Raw genomic sequence first — 19,671 nt, 5'->3', positions numbered from 1 at the left:
CTCAGAGTTTGGCGGCGCATTTTGCCAGGATGTCGAGGTAGCCTTCGACATTCCAGGCCGAACGGCCAATGAAAAGCCCGTCGATATGCGGGCTCGCGATCAGTTCTTCGCAGTTCTGCGGGTTGACCGATCCGCCGTAAAGGCAGGGGATCTTCCGGCCTAGAATAGCTTCGGCAACGGCGATGATTTCAGACTGGCGGGCATCCGCATAATCCGCAGTCGCCGGAATGCCCTTTTCGCCGATCGCCCAGACGGGTTCGTAGGCCAGCAGGATTTCGGCGCCCTTCTGCCCGCTCGAAAGCTTCGAAAAAGCGCCACGCACCTGGGCCGCCAGGATTTCGGCAGCCTTCCCGCTTTCACGGCCGGAGAGCGTCTCGCCAATGCAGATCAACGGAATGAGACCGTGGCGAATGGCCGCTTCGGTCTTCAGGCCAACTGTCTCGTCGGTCTCTCCAAAATGTTCGCGCCGCTCGGAATGGCCGAGCTCGACGAGATCGAGATTGCAGTCCTTCAGCATCACCGGCGAGATTTCGCCCGTCCAGGCACCCTGGTCGCTCCAATGCATGTTCTGCGCGCCGACCTTCACGGAGGTCTTGGCAAGCATCTCCTTGACCTCGCGTACCGCCGTGAAGGGCGGAATCACGAAGCGCTGGATGCGCGGGTCGCGCGTGGCATCGGCGACTTCGAGGCCGCGCGTGAAATGCTCGGCTTCCGCAAGCGTCTTATTCATCTTCCAGCTGGTGCCAATCCAGAAGCGCGGTTTCTCGGTCATGTCGGATCCTGCGTTGATGCGATGGTGAGCGTAATGCCCGCCTGCTCGAATTCCTCCAGGAAAGCGGCATCCGGTGCGGTGTCGGTGATAACGGCGTCGAAGTCGGCCAGATCCGACATGACATGCAGTGCGGTGTGGCCAATGCGCTGGTGGTTGACCAGAAGGCAGGTTCTGGCCGACGACGCGATCATTGCCCGCTTGGCGCGCACGACGTTGTCGTCCATGTGATAGGCGAGCCTGCCGCTGACTGCCGGCGTCGAAATGAAGGCGATGTCGGCCCTCAGCCGCGATAGTGCCTCTTCGGTGACGACGCCGAGATAGGCGTTAAACTTCGCCGAATAAATGCCCCCGAGCGCGATCAGCGTGATGCCGCTTTCGCCTTTCAGGCGCTCCATGATCGCCGCGTTGTTGGTGATCAACGTCAGCGGGCGCTTCTGCAGCAGCATTTCCCCGAGCACGGCCGCCATCGAGCCATCGTTTACCATCACGGTCATTCCAGGCTCGACCAAGCCCAGCGCGGTCTGCGCCATTGCGAGCTTGGCTTCGGTGCCCTGGCGCTCGCGAATGCGGAAGTCGCTTTCGAACTGCATTCCGGCATCAATGGTCGCGCCCCCGCGAACCTTGCGCAGGACGCCAGCCTGCTCGAGATCATCGAGGTCGCGATGGATCGTCATCTTCGACACGGCGAAGCGATCGGCAAGGTCGTCGAGATCGACGGTCTTGTTTTCGATGAGCAGGTTAACAATCAGCTGCTGCCGCTCTTCCCGCCTCATCCCGGTCCTTGCCTTGTTTGATGTCAAAATAACGAGAAATTTCGTGATAAGCAACATTATTTGTGTTATTTTGCGATAAATTTGTGTTGCCGCGACATGCTAACTCAGCAGTATCTGGGCGGTGCGCTCGTCCGTGATGAGCCCGAAAAGGCGGCGGCTGTTGAGAATTGCCCGGATGGCCGGCACTTTCGCCTGTCCACCTGCCAGCGCCACAAGCCGCTCGCTCTTGGTTTTAGGGAAAGACGCGGAGAGCGTGCGCGCTGTTAGCATCGTCTCAAGGATGTGGCCGTCGGCGTCGAAAAAGTGCCCGAGGATCTCGCCGACGCCGCCTGCGGCGGCAATTTCCTCCATTTCTCGGGGCTCAACTACGCCGGACAAAACAAGCTGCGCGTCTGCATCGACAGTTCCCAGGCCGACGAGCTTCAGATCGGAATTGTTGGCCAGATCGAAGACCTCCTTGACGGCACGCTGCGCCTTCAACACTTCGCGGTCCTCGCCGGTATTGGCGAAGAAGGGAACCGGCATGACATAGGCATGGGTACCGGTCTTTTCGGCGATGCGGTGCATCACGTCATACGGATTGGCGCCGTAGTTTCGTGTCAGGCCGCCAAGCAACGAGACGAAGCGCAGGCCCTTCGCGCTCACCCTCGGCATATATTGGACGGCGGCGGAAAGCGTGCGGCCATGACCAAGGCCGATGACCGTATTGTCGCCGCGCTCGATCTCGCGCTTGAGATAGCCGGCGCCCGCATGGCCGAGCGCGCGAAGCGGCAACCCTTCCTCGCCGAGATCGGGTGCGACTTCGCAATATTGAAGCCCAAACCGTTCGGAAAGCCGCATCTCCAACTCGACGCATTCGACGATATCCCCGTCGATGGTGACTTTGACGACGCCATCAGCAACCGCTCGTGCGATCAGGCGATGCGCCTTCACCGATGGCACGCCGAGGCGCCGGGCGACCTCGGACTGCGTGAGCCCACCTGCATAGTGGAGCCAGGCAGCACGCACGGCTAGCGTATAATCGGCGTCCGTCATCACGGTCCCTTTCGAATGTCACAGGCGGCGATTGCGCCGTATCGCAGTGCTGCCTTTTAAAGATCCGCGCCTCAGATGTTCAAGTCGGCGACGCCAGTGTCGATATGCGGTGCCCAGAAGGCGACGCTTTCGGCGATCTGCGGGATGACCTGACGATCGTTCGGCTCGCGTTCCTTGAAGGAGAGTTCCAGGCAGATTTCATTGTCCTTTGCCCCACCTTCGGCAAGCGCCTGGAGCAGAGCCGCGGGCTGAATGCGGCCCCTGACGTTGAATTCTGCAGTAAAGGGCCGGTGTCCGCCCTTGTCCATCAGGCTCTGCTTGATGTGGATGATCGGCGATACCGGCGGCACGGCGCGCGCCCAAGCATAGGGGTCGTAGTCGTCGGGGTTGGTGGAGGTGACGTCGCCATGATCGATATCCGCCATCATCCACATCGGGATGGCCAATCCGGCGGCTGCCAACCGCCCCTGCAGCGACAGGCAGGCGGCAATCGTCTCGCCGAACTCGCGGCCGATGCTCATCGGCTCCCAGAAGATGAAGGAAAGCCCTGCAGCGCGTGCGTGGTCGGCTATCTCGGCCCAGCAGTCGATCGCGATCTTGACCAGTTCCTCGCGTCTGGCCGGATCGTCGAAGTCCTTGTAGGTGAAGATTGCAAACTGCGTTCCGATGGAGTGACCGCCGAGATCGGCGGTGATGTCGGCAAAAGTCTTGAACCAGTCGATGTAATAGCGGCGCACATCGGCATCTGGATGTCCGAAGTGGTTGAGGCGGCCGTAAGGCCCCGTCATGCCTGATGTGATCCGCACACCCGTGCGCTTCAGCGCGGCGTTCATGGTGCGCGCCAGGCGGCGGATCACGGGCGCCTGCCAGCTAGGATTGATGAACTCGTGGGTCAGCTGGAGGTCGCGGATCCTCAAATCTCGCGCAACCGTCTCGATGAGGTCGTCGAGGTCGGCGAAGCGATTGACCAGTGGATTGGTATTGAGCGAAAGGGTCAGCGCCATGGGAGTATCCTTCAAGCTGCGGCAAGGCGGATTGAAGCAAACCACTCGCCAAAGGCTGCACGTTGCGCTTCGCTCAGATGCAGGTAATGCTTGGTGCGGCGGTAGAGGATGTCGTCGGCCGTCGCGGCCCACTCCGTCGCAACGAGATAGCGGGCCTCGGCCTCATAAAGCTGCCCGCCGAAATGCCGCCCAAGCCCTTGGACGCCAGTTGCACCTGCAACCACATTCTTCGTGCGGGCGCCATAGAGACGGCCGTAGTGATGCACGAGCTTGCGGGGCATCCACGGATAGGCATCGCGCAGGCTGTTGGCGAAGGTCTCGTAGTCGGCATTCGGAATTTCGCCGCCGGGCAGCGGCGCTTTCTCGGTCCAATCTCCGCCCATCGTCGGAAAAATATGCTTGAGACGTTGCATGCCCCGTTCGGCAAGCTCACGGAATGTGGTGATCTTACCGCCGAAGACGTTGAGCAGAGGAGCGCCGTCCGTCTCGTCGAGATCGAAGACATAGTCGCGGGTAACCGCGGACGGATTGCCCTTGCCGTCATCGAAAAGTGGACGAACGCCGGAGAAGCTATGCAGCACATCCTCCCGGCGAAGCTTCTCTTTGAAGTAGCGATTGACGGCCTTCAGCAGATAATCAATTTCCGCCTCGTCGGCGGACACGTCCTCGGCGCGGCCTTCATAGGCGATATCGGTCGTCCCGATCAGCGCCTTGTCGCCCTCATAGGGGTTAATAAAAATGACGCGCTTGTCGTGGTTCTGGACCAGATAGGCGTTGGAACCGACCCAGAACTTCGGCACGATGATATGGCTACCCTTCACGAGACGGACGTTGCGGCCGGAGTTCGAGCCGGTGACACGATTGATGATATCCATCACCCAGGGGCCGGCGCAGTTGACGAGACATTTTGCGCGGAAGGTTCGCGTCTCTCCCGTGAGGCTGTTTTTCGTCGTAACGATCCAGCTGCCAATCTCACGGCGCGCCGAGACTGCTGCCGACCGAGTGAGAACAGTGGCGCCTTTTTCCGCCGCGCTGACCGCATTCAGGATCACGAGGCGGGCGTCATCGACCCAGCAATCGGAATACTCGAAGCCGCGCGTGTATTGATCGAGGATCGGGGTACCTTCCGGATCGCGCAGCAGATTGAGCGTGCGTGTCCCCGGCAGCTTTTTGCGCCCGCCAAGGTGATCGTAAAGGAACAGGCCGAGCCGCACGAGCCACGCCGGACGATCCTGCGGGCTGTGTGGCAGGACGAAGCGCATCGGCCAGATGATATGCGGCGCGGCATTGAGCAGCACTTCACGCTCGATCAGCGCCTCGCGCACCAGGCGGAATTCGTAATATTCGAGATAGCGCAGACCGCCATGCACCAGCTTGCCCGAGCGAGACGAGGTCCCCTGTGCCAAATCGTCCTTCTCGCACAGCGCGACTTTCAGGCCGCGGCCCGCAGCATCGCGTGCGATTCCCGCGCCGTTGATGCCGCCGCCGATGACGAAGAGATCCAGGAGTTCGGGTTCAGTCATGTTATTCTTTCCCTTCGATGCCCGCTGCATCAGAACTTGATTTACTCGCCCGCCGGTGATGTGGTTGCGGCTCCGGCGAGTTTGTCCCAGGCAGGCGCCGTTGCCTGGCGCACATCGGTGTAGGCGGCAAATAGCCGGTCAAACCGGGCGGCCTCGTTCGCATCCGGAATCTCCGCCTCGCCGAGCAGTGGCGTCACCCAGTCTGCAATGCAATCATCCATGCTGGAATAGACGCCGACAGCCACCGCGGCCATCATCGCCACACCGGCGGCCCCCGTCTCATCGCGGCGCGACTGGCGGATAGGTGCGTTCACGGCGGCCGAGAGTGAACGGCGAAGGGCGACTGAGCGTGTTGCGCCGCCCGTGACCCGCAGCTCTTCGGGCATCGCGCCCATTGCCTCGTAGCAATCGCGGGTGGCAAGCCCCAACCCTTCGATCACACTGCGCAGTAGGTCGGGGAAGCCGTGGCGCGTCGAAAGTCCCGTGAAGCCCGCGCGTGCGTTGGCGTTGACGAAAGGTCCACGTTCCCCAGCTTCGGAGATGTAGGGATGGTAAAGCACCGAACCCGGCCGGCTTTCCGCAAACCAGCCGTCGATGCGCGCAATCAGGTCAGTATGCGAAGCAGGCTTGCCTCCCGCCTCGGCCATCAGATAGGCGGCGACGTTCAGGATCCAGTCGATGTTGATCGTAGCGCCCATGTTCGTCTGGACCTGGGTGACGATGCTGGGGATGGGCAGGGCGATTACATAGCCTGTTCCCTCATGATTGAGCTGAACGTCAGCAACAGACTTGGCACGCATATGCACGCCCGTCGAACCGATCGTCGAGCAGGCGGCGTTGCGAGCGCCGCTGCGCACGCCTGCACCGAGCGCTGTCATCACCATGTCGACATAGCCAAGGCAGACCGGCGTACCCGTAAGAAGTCCGCAGGCCCTCGCCGCCTCGGGCGTTAGCGGGTGGCTGATCTCGGTGCCGTCGATGATTTCAGGCAGAAGCGTCCGTCTATGGCTCAGGCCGAGCGCATCGATCACCACCGCATCATATTGCCGCGTTCTGAAGTTGCCGAAAGTGAAGCTCGCTTCGGACGGATCGGTCGCCCGAACGGTTGTCAGGTTGAGATAAAGCCAGTCCTTGCAGTGCAGCGCCGTCTCCGCCCGGTCGAGAAGGTCCGGCGTATAGCGATCCATATGGGCGAGTTGCGCACCCTGCTGACAAGTGTTGAGGCCGGTGCCCGTTGCCTCGAAGCGGGCACGGTTCTGCTTTCCGCCGGCGAGTGACGTGACTGTCGGTGCGGCGCGCGCATCAAGCCATAGCCAGGCATCGGCGACCGGTGCATTGCCGCGACCGACGAGCCAGGTGCCGTCGCCCTGTCCCGTGACCGCGACGGCTGCGGTGCGTGATGCGAGATCGGGTACTTTTTCTCCGAGGCCGCGCAACGCGCTGGCGCAATCGAGCCAGGTCTGACTCAGCGACTGCGTTGCAGAGCCATCGTCACCGGTCGCGTATCTGTTGCGTACGGAGGCCGTGGCGATCTGGCGGCCGGACAGATCAAAGGCCACCGACTTGATGACGGAGGTACCGGCATCTATCCCGATGATGATCTTCTCAGTCGATGTCATCGCAGGACTATCTCGCCACGATTGCGAACGCTACGGCGGGTGTTGCGCGCGTCCAATTCATCTGAAGTCCTCCCGATCGGCAAATTAGGTTGGGATGAGGCATCCGGCTGCCAACTTCGGTCTTTCTGCCGGATGCGGCAAGCGCGCTGCCTTTTGCAGTATCCTGGATGGAAATATGCGAGCCGAAGCTCCGACGACTCTCGTAGCGAACATAACATAATGATACCATAATGCTAGTAAGATTTTGCTAGAACTGAAATTTTTTTCAGATAAAATGAGTGGCATAAGGAGTATCGCTTGCCGCTTGGAAATGATGGGCTGCCACGCCGTCATCGGCAATCGCCGCTGCCCTTGTCTCAATAATATATAGCTGCAACAGATAGTTATATGTCTCCAGAGGCTAAGGCACGCGGAGATGGATTGTGCATTTGCTTCCAACTATGCTGCTCTGCAGCGAGAGAAACTGAACGTGAAGTCTCGCATTTTTGCTCAAGTTCCCGTCAAGCGCCCGTTGACAGGTGCCGAAAATTATAACATTGTTTGCGGCGTAAATAACATATTTCTATCACGGAAGTGCGCTTCCGGATCGAGAGTTGCTGGCTCGGGCGGTTGGAGGAGACAATCGCCGGCTTGCTGAGGAGGCTTCCAAATGAGGATTTTTGTCCAGGGTTGCGGCCCTGCCGGCGACCCGCCGATTCTTGCTCTGGTGCGGCACAATAGGCCCGCCGGTCCGCGATTGTTGCCGCGCTCGTCCTTCTCCTCGCCATTCAAGTCAAAGGCCGTCCGGACATGAGTACACAGCCTGATTATGCAGCATCAAAGCCGAGCAGCGGCAATTTCAAGCTCATTGCAAGCGCAGCGCTTGCCGTCATCGTTGTCGGGGCGATTGCGCTCGACACCACGGTCGTCAAGATCGGGTCCGCCGATGATGTCAGGCAACAGGCATTTTCTCCGGAGACTTTCGGCGCAGAGCAGTTCCCGAAGATTAAGGCGAATGTCGGGGATCGTGCTGTAGCGGCCGCCGAGCTTGCTGCCGCAATCGCCGCCGACAAGAAGGCAGCCGCCGAAAAATACGGGACAGCGACGAGCACTGGACCGGTGATCCCTGTTACGCTGACAGGTGTCTTCGGCGCCCGCAAGGCGAACATGAGCGAAATGAAAGTCGATGGGTTGCCTCCCGAGACGGTGGTCCGTGTCCAGACCGGTCCTGCGGTCAACGGCACGGACCTCCGTGACGCGACCGGAACCATCGAGTTCGGGCAGTTTACCAACCAGATCCAGTATCAGGATGCCGGTTCGGCCATCAATAACGAGATGAAGAAGTCGGTCTTTGCGGGCCTCGATCCTGACACGCTGGATGGAAAGACGGCGACCGTGGTGGGTGTCTTCAAGCTCATCAACCCGAAGAACTGGCTCGTCACGCCGGTGAAGGTCGAGTTCAAATGAGCCAGCCGTTGTGCAACTCCGGAGGCCGGGGCGAGGTTGTTCTTGCCGCCCGCAACATCGCCAAGTCCTATGGCAATGTTCACGCCCTGAAAGGAGTGAACTTTGACATCCATCGCGGCCAGGTCACCACTCTGTTCGGTGAGAATGGCGCGGGCAAGTCGACTTTGATGAAAATCCTTTCGGGGGTCGTGCAGCCGAGTTCCGGTGAGATCATCCTCGACGGCTCGCCTATCAGCTTTACATCGTCGACCCATGCGCGCGAGTGCGGGATTTCTATCATTCACCAGGAGCTAAGCCTAGCGCCCAATCTCAGCGTCCGTGACAATATCTTCATGGGTCGAGAGATCATCAAGGGGGGTGTTGTCGACTTCGCCGAGGAAGAGCGCCAGACGCGCGCGCTCATGGAGGAGCTCGAGGAAGACATTGATCCGCTCACGCGCGTAGAGGATCTCCGCCTCGGCCAGCAGCAGATCGTCGAGATCGCGCGCGCGCTTTCGGTCAACTCGCGTATCCTTATCATGGACGAACCGACTTCGGCGCTGAGTGCCACCGAAGTGGAAGTGCTCTTCAAGGTCATCCACGACCTAACCAGCCGCGACGTCTCAATCGTCTACATCTCGCATCATCTGGAAGAGGCTCTGCAGATCACCCACCACGCCGTTGTCCTCCGCGACGGAAACATGACGGCCTATGCGGAGCGCAAGGATATCGACCTCGAATGGATCGTCCGCAACATGGTCGGCGATAACTTTGACCTCGGCAATCCACCGCAAGGCCATCAGTTAGGCGCAGTGGCGCTTTCCATCGAAAACCTCAGTGTTCCCGGTCCTTTTGGCGCTGCCTATAACGCGGTCGACCGCCTATCGCTGCAGGTGCGCACCGGCGAGGTCGTCTGCATATACGGCTTGATGGGGGCCGGGCGGACGGAACTCCTTGAATGCATCGCCGGTCGCCTGCGTTCGAACGGCGGCAAGATTCTGCTCGAAGGACAGGATGTCGGCGGGCTCAGTATCGCCGGGCGTATCGCCAGCGGTCTCGTCCTTGTACCCGAAGATCGCCAGCGCGATGGTCTGGTGCAGACGATGACGGTTGGATCCAATCTGTCGCTTGCGAGCATCAGCGCCTTTACGAGGGGGCTGTTCACCTCCAGCCATCGGGAGCGCGATCTCGTCAACGATGCGATCCGCCGGGTGCATGTGAAGACCGATGGCGGCGCGGCGGCTATTGGCTCGCTGTCCGGCGGCAACCAGCAGAAGGTCGTCATCGGCAAGATGCTGGTAACCCAACCGAAGGTGATCCTGCTCGACGAACCGAGCCGCGGGATCGATATCGGCGCCAAGGCCGAAGTGTTCAAGCTGCTCGCGGAGCGCGCCAAGCAGGGACTGGCGGTCATCTATTCGACGTCCGAGGTCAATGAATGCCTAAGCATCGCGCACCGCATCATCGTTATGCGCCGCGGCAGGATATCGGCCGAGTTTGGCTCGGACGTTACGAAGGAAAAGATCATGGCCGCCTCCGGCGAAGCCGTGGTCGCGCACGAGCCTGGAACTATGGAGCGCTGAGCATGTCAGTCACTAACATCGCCGAGAAGAAGTCAGTTTCCACCGGGCAGAAGCGCAATACGAACGTCGTGCGCCTCATCCTGGAAGGCCGGGCATTCTTTGCACTGATCGTCATCATCGCAGTCTTCTCGTTCCTGTCGCCTTACTATTTCACGATGAACAACTTCCTGATCATGGCGTCGCACGTCGCGATCTTTGGCATTTTGGCGATCGGCATGCTGCTGGTGATCCTGAACGGCGGCATCGACCTGTCGGTCGGCTCGACGCTGGGGCTCGCAGGCTGCATCGCCGGCTTCCTGATGCAAGGCGTCACGCTCAACTATTTCGGCGTCATCCTCTATCCGCCGGTCTGGGCGGTCGTCGTCATCACATGTGCGCTTGGTGCTTTGGTGGGCGCGGTCAACGGCGTGCTGATCGCTTATCTCAAGGTACCGGCCTTCGTCGCTTCGCTGGGTGTGCTTTATGTAGCCCGCGGTATTGCGCTTCTGATGACCAATGGTCTTACCTACAACAATCTCGGCGGCCGCCCGGAACTCGGCAATACCGGGTTCGACTGGCTCGGCTTTAACCGGCTTGGAGGCATCCCAATCGGCGTGATTGTGCTTGCGGTTCTGGCAATCGTATGCGGCATCGTGCTGAGCCGCACGGCTTTCGGCCGCTGGCTCTATGCCTCGGGTGGTAACGAACGTGCGGCCGACCTTTCGGGCGTTCCCGTCAAGCGCGTCAAGATCGTCGTCTATGTGCTGTCGGGCGTCTGTGCCGCGATCGCCGGCCTGGTGCTCTCGTCGCAGCTGACCTCCGCCGGTCCGACTGCCGGTACCACGTACGAACTGACGGCGATCGCAGCCGTCGTCATTGGTGGTGCCGCGCTGACCGGCGGCCGCGGTACGGTACGCGGCACCATGCTCGGGGCCTTCGTCATCGGCTTCCTCTCGGACGGCCTCGTGATCATCGGCGTCTCAGCCTACTGGCAGACCGTCTTCACCGGTGCGGTGATCGTTCTCGCCGTCCTCATGAATAGCATCCAATACGGCCGCCGGGTCAAATCATCCTGACGGCTGCGACTGAACTTATCCGCGACGGCAGGCTGGGTTCCACGAAGGCCGATTGGGGAAAGCACCGCCGGGTCTCCGGCAATAACTGAGCAAACGAATGGGAGAGAGACTATGTTTAAAAAAGGTATGCGCATTCTTCTTGCCGCCGCGACTGTGGCACCGCTTCTTGCAAGCTCCGCTTGGGCGGCCGGGATGATGACGATCATTGTCAACGATCCGTCGAACCCGTACTGGCTGACGGAAGGCAACGTTGCCAAAGCTGCCGCCGAAAAGCTCGGCTACACGGCCTCGGTCAGCGCGCACAAGGGTGACACCAACACCGAAAGCAACCTGATCGATACGGCAATCACCAACAAGTCCGTTGCGATTATCCTCGACCCGGCGAATGCTGACGGTTCCGTCGGTGCGGTGAGGAAGGCCGTTGCAGCAGGAATTCCGGTCATCCTCGTCAACGCGGAAATCAACCAGGAAGGCCTGGCGAAGGCGCAGCTGGTTTCCAACAACGCCCAGGGTGCAGCACTCGGTGCCCAGCAGTGGGTCGAAGCTATCGGCGACAAGGGCAACTATGCCGAACTCTTCGGCGCACCGTCGGACAATAATGCGGCGACGCGCTCCAACGGTTATGAGACCGTGCTTTCGCAGTATCCGGACCTGAAGAAGGCCACCAAGGAAGTCGCCAACTGGGACCGTACTCAGGGCCATAACAAGATGCAGTCCATGCTGCAGGCAAACCCGGACATCGTCGGCGTCATCTCTGGCAACGACGAAATGGCGCTGGGCGCCATCGCCGCTCTCAAGGAAGCCGGCAAGCTCGCCAACATCAAGGTCGGCGGTTTTGACGGTTCTCCGGATGCTGTTGCGGCCATCAAGGCAGGTGAACTCCAGTACACAGTCCTGCAGCCGGTTGCCGTATTCTCCGCAGAAGCGGTGAAGCAGGCCGACAGCGTCATCAAGACCGGCAACACCGGTGCCAAGAGCGAGAAACAGCTCTTCGATTGCCTGCTGATCACCAAGGACAACGTGGATGAGTACACGGGTCCTTTCGTCTTGTCGCAGTAATCGCCGAAGGGGGCGCTCGAAAGGCGCCCCTTTCCGCGCCGGCGGCATCGGCCGCTCGGCTCTTCGGATGCCGGAAACGCCAATTTGCGGCCGCAACCGCCCGTTCCATGTCGTCTTTTTGCCTTGGGGCGGCAATCACTGTACGAAGCTGGCATCCAGAGTTCAGCGACAAGGGTGACCCGTGACACAAAAGACGAGCCAGGGCGAGGATCTGTTGGACCAGCTTACGAGCGACAGCCGCCAGACGCGCCAGATCGCGCGCCGGCGCATGATTGCCGAGGCCGTCATGAATGAAGGCTCGATGCGGATAGAAGACCTCACCGATCGTTTCGGGATCAGCCTGATGACCGCTCATCGTGACGTGGACGAACTTGTTAGCCGCGGTCTCTTCAGGAAGACGCGCGGTATCGTCACTGCGGCTGCCACCAACCTCATAGAATCCAGCGAGGTCTATCGCTCGAACCGCCAGTCGACGGAGAAGAAGCTAATCGCCGAAGCGGCGATGCAGTTCGTTGAGCCGGGGCAGGCAATCTTTTTCGATGATTCGACCACAGTCCTACAGATGGCAGCGCATCTGCCATCGAAAGTGCCGGTCACGGCTATCACCAATTCGCTGACGCTAATGAACGCGCTGAAGGGCATGCACGACGTGACGCTGCTCGCACTCGGCGGGCAGTATTACAACTGGTGTAACGCCTTCATGGGTCGCATGACCATCAACGAGATCAGGGGTCTGAGGGCCGATGTCGCGTTCATCTCCATGTCGGCGATCAGCGACGGCACGGTGCTGCACCAATCCCCGGAGACGGTCGATACGAAGCGTGCCATGTTCGACTGTTCTGTCAAGCGCATCCTGCTTGCCGATCATACGAAGTTCGAGCGGCGGGCGCTTCACAGTTTCGCCGCACTGGATGAGTTTGACGTCGTCATCGTCGACGACAAGACGCAGCCGGTGCACATCGACCGCATGCGGTCCAGAGATATCAACGTTGTCATCGCCAGGGGCGCCGGAGGGCGCTCGTGACTGGGCAAGCCTGTTGCTGGTAACGAGGTTAAAGCGAATGCCGAGTCTGCTCGGGATCGATAGTGGCCTGACGGTCACCAAGGCCGTCATCTTCGATATTGACGGCACGCCGCTCGCAGTCGCCCGGCGCCGCGTCACGCAGTTTATCCCAAAGGCCCGCCATATCGAGCGGGACATGGACGAATTGTGGAGTGCGACGGCCGATGCAATTCGGGAGGCGATCGCCCTCAGCAATCGGCCGGGCAGCGACATCCAGGGCATCGCCGCAACGGCCCACGGGGATGGCATCTATCTGCTCGATCATGAGCGGATACCATTGGGTCGGGCCATCCTGTCGCTGGATAGCCGGGCCGGTGCCATCGTCGATCAGTGGATGGAAAGCAATGTCGCCGAGCGTGCCATCGAGCTCACGGGGCAGATCCCGCATGTCTCCGCACCATCGACACTGCTTGCCTGGATCCGCGACATGGAACCCGAGCGGTTCAAAGGCATTGGTCATTTCCTGAGCTGCAAGGACTGGCTGCGTTTTTGTTTGACGGGCATCATCGGTACGGATCGCACGGAGGCAAGTACCTCCTTTACCGATGTGAAGACACAGGAATACAGCCAGGAGGCTCTGAGGCTTTTTGGGCTGCAGGAGCTCGTCCATGCTCTGCCGCCGGCCGCGCGTTCTGATCAGATCATCGGGCGGGTGACACGTGAGGCGGCGCATCTGACCGGCCTTGCAGAGGGAACGCCTGTCGTCGCCGGGTTGCATGATGTAACGGCCTCCGCGCTCGGGGCGGGCGGCTATGCCAAGGGCATCGTCGCCGTTATTGCCGGTACCTATTCGATCAATGAGACGCTGTCGTCGGAACCACGGGTCGACCGGCGTTGGTTCTGCCGCAACGGCATCGCGCCGGGCATCTGGAACAACATGTCAATCTCCCCAGCATCGACCGCGAATTACGACTGGTTTCTCGATAAGCTGTGCGCCGGCGAGCGGACGAAGGGCGAGGCGCAAGGCAGCTCCATTCACGCTTTGCTCGCGCCGGAGGTCGATGCCGCTTTCGATCGGCCATCGACGGCGCTCTTCCATCCCTATCTGTTCGGTTCGCCCTACGGTGCTTCGGCAAGTGCGGGCTTCTTCGGCCTCGGCGGCTGGCACGATCGCGGCGACATGCTGCGCGCCGTGCTCGAGGGTATTGCCTTTAATCACCGCATCCATGTCGACGCACTTCGCGACGGCTTTGCATTTGACGAGGCAAGGCTTGCCGGGGGTATCTCGCGCAACCCGCTGGTCGTTCAGATGTTCGCCGATGTGCTCGGCATGCCAGTGACCGTGACCGAAACGGATGAGGCCGCCGCCTGGGGTGCTGCTCTTTGCGCCGGATCGGGCACCGGCATCTATGCCGATCCGCAGAGCGATCCGCGCGATATCGCCCGCATCGCGAAGACGTGCCAGCCGGTTGCCGCACGCAGCGCAGATTATGACAAGCGCTACCGGGTCTTCCGCCAGATCGCCGACGCTATGATGCCCCTTTGGCCGAAAATTGCCGGCCTAGCGCCGGAGCAATCGGTAGCCGACGAGACGGAAGCTCGGCACTGATGTGCCCGCGATTTAGGACGACAAGATCATGACTCCCGACATGCAGCAGCGCTTCTCGAACCTTGGAGAGGCCGACATCGACGTCCTGATCATCGGTGCGGGCATCAATGGTGCCGGGTTGTTTCGCGACCTCTCGGCGCAAGGCGTCAATTGCATGATCGTCGACAAGGCCGATTTCGGCTCCGGGACGAGTGCCGCGCCATCGCGCCTCATTCACGGCGGACTGAAATATCTCGAGACAGGCGAGTTCGGCTTGGTCGCCCAGTCGACGTTGGAGCGCAATCTGCTGCTGAAGAACGCTCCGCATTGCGTCGAGCCGTTGCCTACCTTCATACCGGTCTTTTCCTGGACACGGGGTATTTGGGCGGCGCTGCGCACGCTGCTGGGCTCCAAGACTGCGCCGCGCAGCCGTGGGGCTGTTCTCATCAAGATCGGGCTTGGGCTCTACGATTTGTTTGGATCACGCGACCGGGTCATGCCACGCCATCGGCTGATCTTGAGAAAGAAGGCGCGCAAGGAGATGCCGCATGTCACTCCGGCAATCGTCGCCGGCGGAATTTATTACGACGCCAAGATCAGCAGGCCCGAGCGGCTCGTCTACGAACTTGTCATGGACGGGCTCGAGGCAAATGCGAAGAGCCTTGCCGCCAATTTTGCAACGCTGGCGGCAGTCGCCGGCGGGCGCCTGACATTCAGGCAACCGGACGGCGGCGAATTGGCAATTTCCCCCAAACTGGTGGTGAACGCCGCCGGTCCCTGGATCGATCAGGTTAATGGGGCGCTCGGCGCTCCCTCTCGAATGATTGGCGGCACGAAGGGTTCCCACATTCTGCTTGATCACCCTGAGCTGGTTCGCAGCCTGAACGGCCACATGATCTATTTCGAGGCCGACGATGGGCGCATCTGCCTCGTCTACAGTTATCTCGGGCTGGCGCTCGTCGGTTCCACCGATATCCCTGCCTATGACCCGGATAATGTCCGCTGCGAGGAACCGGAAACCGAATATTTCCTCGATAGCGTCCGCTCGCTGCTACCGACGCTTCGCTTCGATCGTGATCAGATCATCTATAGTTATAGCGGCATCCGTCCGCTCCCGGCCTCTGATGCGACCGCCCCAGGATTGATCAGTCGCGATCATTCTGCACCGGTGACGGAGCCGGAAGAGGGCAGGCCGTTTCCGATCATCTCGCTCGTCGGTGGAAAGTGGACGACTTTCCGCGGTTTTGCCGAGGAAGTTGCCGATTCCATCCTCGCGCGCCTGCAGCATGTCCGCAAGCAATCGACCCGCTACCTGCCGATCGGTGGCGGAAAGGCCTTTCCGGTGGACGTGCTGCAACGAAGCGTCTGGATCAGGGAAGCCGCGGCGCGGACCAGCGTACCAGTCGATCGGGTGGACGAACTGCTTGGCCGCTACGGAACGACGGCTGCGGCCATGCTCTCTTTCTCGTCGGCATGCTCCGATGAACAGCGGCTAACGGGCGCGGGGCACTACAGTTTCAAGGAAGTCGACTGGATTGCTCGAAACGAACTCGTCGTACACCTCTCCGATATCGTCCTTCGGCGCACGACGCTTGCGATCGAAGGCCGCTTGACGCTCGAAGGTTTGCGGGAAATCGCCGGTGTCGCCGGGGCTGCGCTCGGCTGGAACGCCGAACGCATTGCAAGCGAGATCGAGGACGTCGTCAGCCAGCTTGAAAAATTCCACGGCCAGACACTCGTAAGCAGGATGCCTGCCACGGGGCCCGAGCAGGCACAGCGCCCGGCGTCAGTATAGACTACAGCTCAAGAGAAGACCGGATCGAGCGAACCGGATTTGTAGCGCTTTGCCATTTCCGACACAGGAAGCGGCGTGATCCGGCTTGCCATTCCGGCCGTGCCGAACTGTTCGAAGCGCTCCTTGCAGAGCTTGCTGAGCGCAGCCATCGCCGGCTTGAGATATTTGCGCGGGTCGAATTCGCTCGGATCTTCTTGCAGCACTCGGCGGATCTGGCCGGTCATCGCCATTCTGCCATCGGTATCGATGTTCACCTTGCGAACGCCGTTCTTGATGCCGCGCTGGATTTCTGCGACCGGCACGCCCCATGTTGGCTTCATCTGGCCGCCGTACTTGTTGATGACCTCCTGCAGCTCGATCGGGACTGACGACGAGCCGTGCATGACGAGGTGCGTATTCGGCAGTTTGCGATGGATCTCTTCGATGACGCCCATCGCCAGCACGGATCCGTCCGGCTGGCGGGTGAACTTGTAGGCGCCATGCGACGTTCCCATGGCGATCGCCAGCGCATCGACCTTGGTTTCGCGGACGAATTTTACCGCCTCGTCGGGGTTTGTCAGCAGCTGGTCATGGGACAGCTTGCCTTCGGCACCGTGGCCGTCCTCGGCCTCGCCCATGCCGGTTTCAAGCGAGCCGAGCACGCCGAGTTCGCCTTCGACCGAGATGCCGCCGAGATGAGCCATGTCTGTTACCATCTTGGTGACGCCGACATTGTAGGCCCAGTCAGCGGGGGTCTTGGCATCCGCCTTTAGCGAACCGTCCATCATCACCGAAGTGAAGCCCGCCTGGATTGCCGTCATGCAGCTCGACGGATCGTTCCCGTGGTCGAGATGGACGCAGACCGGAATATGTGGATAGATTTCGACGACCGCATCCATCATGTGCTTCAGCATGATGTCATTGGCGTAGGCGCGCGCTCCGCGCGACGCCTGCATGATGACCGGCGCGTGAGACACGTCTGCGGCCTCCATGATGGCGAGTGCCTGCTCCATGTTGTTGATGTTGAAAGCGGGAACGCCGTAGCCTTCCTCCGCAGCATGGTCGAGCAGTTGCCTCAGCGTGATGCGTGCCATCCAAGATTTCCCCATTCGATGGTCGAACGGAACGCCGCCATCCTGTCGAAAGTAGAACCCGGGCGCTTCGAGCACCGAGTTTTTGAGAGAGCAGAATGGCATGGGAGGAGGAATGTAACAAGCAATAATAACAATATCACAGTTAGTATGATATTATGGCAGCAAATCTTCGCATGCACGCGACGGATCGCAGAGACGAGTTCAATGGACAGCTGCAACTACATCGCATCCATAGAGCTCAAAATCTTAACTCAGGAGTTTCGGCGCCAATTGCCAGGCGTCAGGCCGGCGATATTCGAAAAAACCCGTGTGAAATGGCTCTGATCTGCGAAGCCGCAGGCGATGGCCACCTCGGCAAGCGGCGCGTTCGAGGCCCGAAGCAACTCTCGGGCGCGATTTATCCGCTCGCTCAGGAGCCATTGATATGGTGTCATCCCGGTCGTTTCGCGAAAAGCGCGAATGAAATAGCCGCGAGACAGATTGCAAGCCTCCGCGACCTCCGAAATCGAGATGTTGCCGTCGAGGTTTTCGAGAAGCAGACTTTTCGCCAGATGCTCATGCAAACGCGACAGGCTTCGTGATCTGTTGGAGGCTGCGATGGGCCGACCGCCATAGCGTTGGACCAGATAGGTCCCGATGGCAGTCGCCATTTGGTCGACGAACAGCGCGCTTGCCTCCTCGGGTTTTTCGAGTGCCGGGATCAGCGCGCGAGCGAGATTGGCAAGCACGATATCTTTTGAAGCGGTTTCGGCTGTCAGCGACGTCACACCGGGAAGTTCAGCGCCATCGGCAATCCTGATGAGCGACGCAGGCGAAATTTCAAACAGAAGGAAATCGAAAGGACCGCTGAGATCTGCCTTGTAGCCTTCGGAGAGATCGCGGATATAGATCGAGTTTCCCGTAAAATCGTGGGTGGTCGCATGATGTTGATGATAGATGCGCCGCGTATGGCCACCGAGCGAAGATACGCCGACAAGGAAACCTCGATCGCTTGCCGATGTCTTGACCTGATCGAGCTGCATAACGCTCGTTGCCTTACGGAAGACCGCGATATCCGATCCTACCAGAGCCTGATTGATAGACAACTGCTTCAGAGGACATCCGAAACCGTCCGTCACCGGTCCAGCGGGTGATCTGATTTGACTGTCGGAACTAGGAACCAAGACGCACAGCTTTCATCTTGACGACGCTGAAAGGTGAGTTCTGACCCACCCTAGTGGCTCAGGCCTTCGCGCTGTCTTCTGGTAATTCGCCGAATCTCGTCGACGAGGATGCTTTTGTTCAAGATAGACGTTTGAAAGGTGTATAGGAACCTTCAAGGCGCGGCATCTCAGCTGACGGCTATATAGTCCCCAGCGCGGATGATCGAGACACATGTGAGTGAAGCGTTGGCGACCAACGAGAGAATTGCGGCATGCTTTGGTATCGAGGCGGCGAGGGCGCTGGCGATCAGGCCTCTTCGCGAGGCGAGGCTCTCTGTCGTTCATCTTGACCACGTCTATGAAGAAGGCGGGCATCCTGTCTTCCTTCCGGCAGATGACGCCTTCCTGATCATGCTTTATCTCGTCAATGTCGATCATTCCGACATCTGGCCTGACCGACCTCCGGCACCTTGCAAGAGGTATCCCAAGGGTTCGATTTGTCTAATCGGCCTGAAGGATGGGGCCGCAATTTCCATCCGCGGTCGTTTCGAGGCGCTTGCGTTCCATATCCCGAGTTCGCACTTTGCCGAGCTCGCCGAGGACGCAGGAGAACCGCGCGTCGATGACCTTGCGACTTGCCGCGGGATCGACGATCAGGTAATCCGCAATATTGGTGGAGCACTGATGCCGATGTTCGACATGCCGGACGAGGTCAGGGACACGCTGCTTCCGCATATCGGGCTGGCGTTAAGCGCCCATGTCGCGCACCGTTACGGACGGTCCCCCGCCCAGCGCCTGTCGGCCACCGGCCGGCTGTCTCCGATGCAGGAAAAGCGTATCAAGACGTACATAGCTGCGAACTTATCGGGCAACATACCGGTCGATAATATTGCCGACGCGACCGGTTTTTCAGTGGATGAGCTCTGTTCTGGCTTCTTGAATACGACTGGGCAGTCTGTTCTCGAATGGATTTCGGCACGTCGGATGAGCAAAGCCCAATCACAGTTGAGCAGGACCGGTGAGGCCATCGCCCAAGTGGCTGAAACGTGCGGCTTTCCGGATGAGAACACATTCCTCGAAACTTTCACGAAGGCCATGGGAGTCACTCCGGCGGAGTGGCGCTCACGCAACCGGCACTGAGAGATTCACGATCGAGGGCGCTGCGCTACGATCTTTCCCACCTCCATTCCCGTCGATCTCGGCTTCGAGGAAGAAGCCTAGG

At 60.1% G+C, this 19,671-nt stretch carries 16 protein-coding genes; 8 read left to right on the top strand and 8 right to left on the bottom strand.

The window, feature by feature from the left end; translation table 11 throughout:
• Position 1 precedes the first annotated feature (1 nt).
• The 6 genes from N2599_RS32165 to N2599_RS32140 form a co-directional block, all read right to left on the bottom strand.
• On the bottom strand, positions 2-772 hold the full coding sequence (locus N2599_RS32165; protein WP_027509053.1) for a triose-phosphate isomerase: 771 nt from the start codon (positions 770-772) through the stop codon (positions 2-4).
• Positions 769-1,545, bottom strand: coding sequence for a DeoR/GlpR family DNA-binding transcription regulator (locus N2599_RS32160; protein WP_027509054.1), 777 nt, complete (start codon positions 1,543-1,545; stop codon positions 769-771). The genes N2599_RS32165 and N2599_RS32160 overlap by 4 nt, the downstream gene beginning before the upstream one ends.
• 99 nt (positions 1,546-1,644) lie before the next feature.
• Entirely contained in the window at positions 1,645-2,580 is a 936-nt protein-coding gene (locus N2599_RS32155; protein WP_027509055.1) for a sugar-binding transcriptional regulator, read from the bottom strand.
• A gap of 71 nt (positions 2,581-2,651) precedes the next feature.
• Positions 2,652-3,584 (bottom strand): sugar phosphate isomerase/epimerase family protein, encoded by a 933-nt coding sequence (locus N2599_RS32150; RefSeq protein WP_027509056.1) that lies wholly within the window; start codon positions 3,582-3,584, stop codon positions 2,652-2,654.
• 11 nt (positions 3,585-3,595) lie between these two features.
• Positions 3,596-5,107, bottom strand: coding sequence for a glycerol-3-phosphate dehydrogenase (locus tag N2599_RS32145; RefSeq protein ID WP_027509057.1), 1,512 nt, complete (start codon positions 5,105-5,107; stop codon positions 3,596-3,598).
• 41 nt (positions 5,108-5,148) lie between these two features.
• Positions 5,149-6,726 carry an FGGY-family carbohydrate kinase gene (locus tag N2599_RS32140; RefSeq protein ID WP_027509058.1) on the bottom strand — a complete coding sequence of 526 codons (1,578 nt, stop codon included), beginning with the start codon at positions 6,724-6,726 and terminating at the stop codon, positions 5,149-5,151.
• Positions 6,727-7,515: 789 nt separating this feature from the next.
• Between N2599_RS32140 and N2599_RS32135 the strand changes: the two genes are divergently transcribed.
• From N2599_RS32135 to N2599_RS32105, 7 genes are all read left to right on the top strand, one after another.
• The gene (locus N2599_RS32135; RefSeq protein WP_027509059.1) at positions 7,516-8,172 is read left to right on the top strand and encodes a DUF2291 family protein; all 657 of its coding nucleotides are present in this window, start codon (positions 7,516-7,518) and stop codon (positions 8,170-8,172) included.
• The gene (locus N2599_RS32130; RefSeq protein WP_027509060.1) at positions 8,169-9,734 is read left to right on the top strand and encodes a sugar ABC transporter ATP-binding protein; all 1,566 of its coding nucleotides are present in this window, start codon (positions 8,169-8,171) and stop codon (positions 9,732-9,734) included. Before N2599_RS32135 ends, N2599_RS32130 begins: the two co-directional genes overlap by 4 nt.
• A 2-nt stretch (positions 9,735-9,736) precedes the next feature.
• Positions 9,737-10,789, top strand: a complete 1,053-nt coding sequence (locus N2599_RS32125) for an ABC transporter permease (protein ID WP_027509061.1) — start codon at positions 9,737-9,739, stop codon at positions 10,787-10,789.
• Between the two features lie 111 nt (positions 10,790-10,900).
• Entirely contained in the window at positions 10,901-11,848 is a 948-nt protein-coding gene (locus N2599_RS32120) for a D-ribose ABC transporter substrate-binding protein (protein ID WP_027509062.1), read from the top strand.
• A gap of 181 nt (positions 11,849-12,029) precedes the next feature.
• Positions 12,030-12,872: a DeoR/GlpR family DNA-binding transcription regulator gene (locus N2599_RS32115; protein WP_027509063.1), complete on the top strand. Its 843-nt coding sequence runs from the start codon at positions 12,030-12,032 to the stop codon at positions 12,870-12,872.
• Between the two features lie 37 nt (positions 12,873-12,909).
• Positions 12,910-14,460, top strand: coding sequence for an FGGY-family carbohydrate kinase (locus tag N2599_RS32110; protein WP_027509064.1), 1,551 nt, complete (start codon positions 12,910-12,912; stop codon positions 14,458-14,460).
• A gap of 28 nt (positions 14,461-14,488) precedes the next feature.
• A complete protein-coding gene (locus N2599_RS32105; RefSeq protein ID WP_027509065.1) occupies positions 14,489-16,234 on the top strand; it encodes a glycerol-3-phosphate dehydrogenase/oxidase in 1,746 nt (581 codons plus the stop codon).
• 8 nt (positions 16,235-16,242) lie between these two features.
• Here the strand turns inward: N2599_RS32105 and fba are convergent, their stop codons facing one another.
• Together fba and N2599_RS32095 are read right to left on the bottom strand one after the other, a co-directional pair.
• Complete coding sequence (gene fba / locus N2599_RS32100; RefSeq protein WP_027509066.1) at positions 16,243-17,307, bottom strand: class II fructose-bisphosphate aldolase; 1,065 nt, start codon at positions 17,305-17,307, stop codon at positions 16,243-16,245.
• A 251-nt stretch (positions 17,308-17,558) separates the two neighbouring features.
• Complete coding sequence (locus N2599_RS32095) at positions 17,559-18,392, bottom strand: helix-turn-helix domain-containing protein (RefSeq protein WP_027509067.1); 834 nt, start codon at positions 18,390-18,392, stop codon at positions 17,559-17,561.
• A 291-nt stretch (positions 18,393-18,683) separates the two neighbouring features.
• Here N2599_RS32095 and N2599_RS32090 point away from each other — a divergent pair, with 291 nt between their 5' ends.
• On the top strand, positions 18,684-19,589 hold the full coding sequence (locus N2599_RS32090; RefSeq protein ID WP_244914718.1) for a helix-turn-helix transcriptional regulator: 906 nt from the start codon (positions 18,684-18,686) through the stop codon (positions 19,587-19,589).
• The last annotated feature ends 82 nt before the right edge of the window (positions 19,590-19,671 follow it).

It is taken from the genome of Rhizobium sullae (assembly GCF_025200715.1).
In the GTDB taxonomy this organism is placed as follows: Bacteria; Pseudomonadota; Alphaproteobacteria; order Rhizobiales; family Rhizobiaceae; genus Rhizobium; species Rhizobium sullae.
This window is presented reverse-complemented; position numbering and strand designations above follow the sequence as displayed.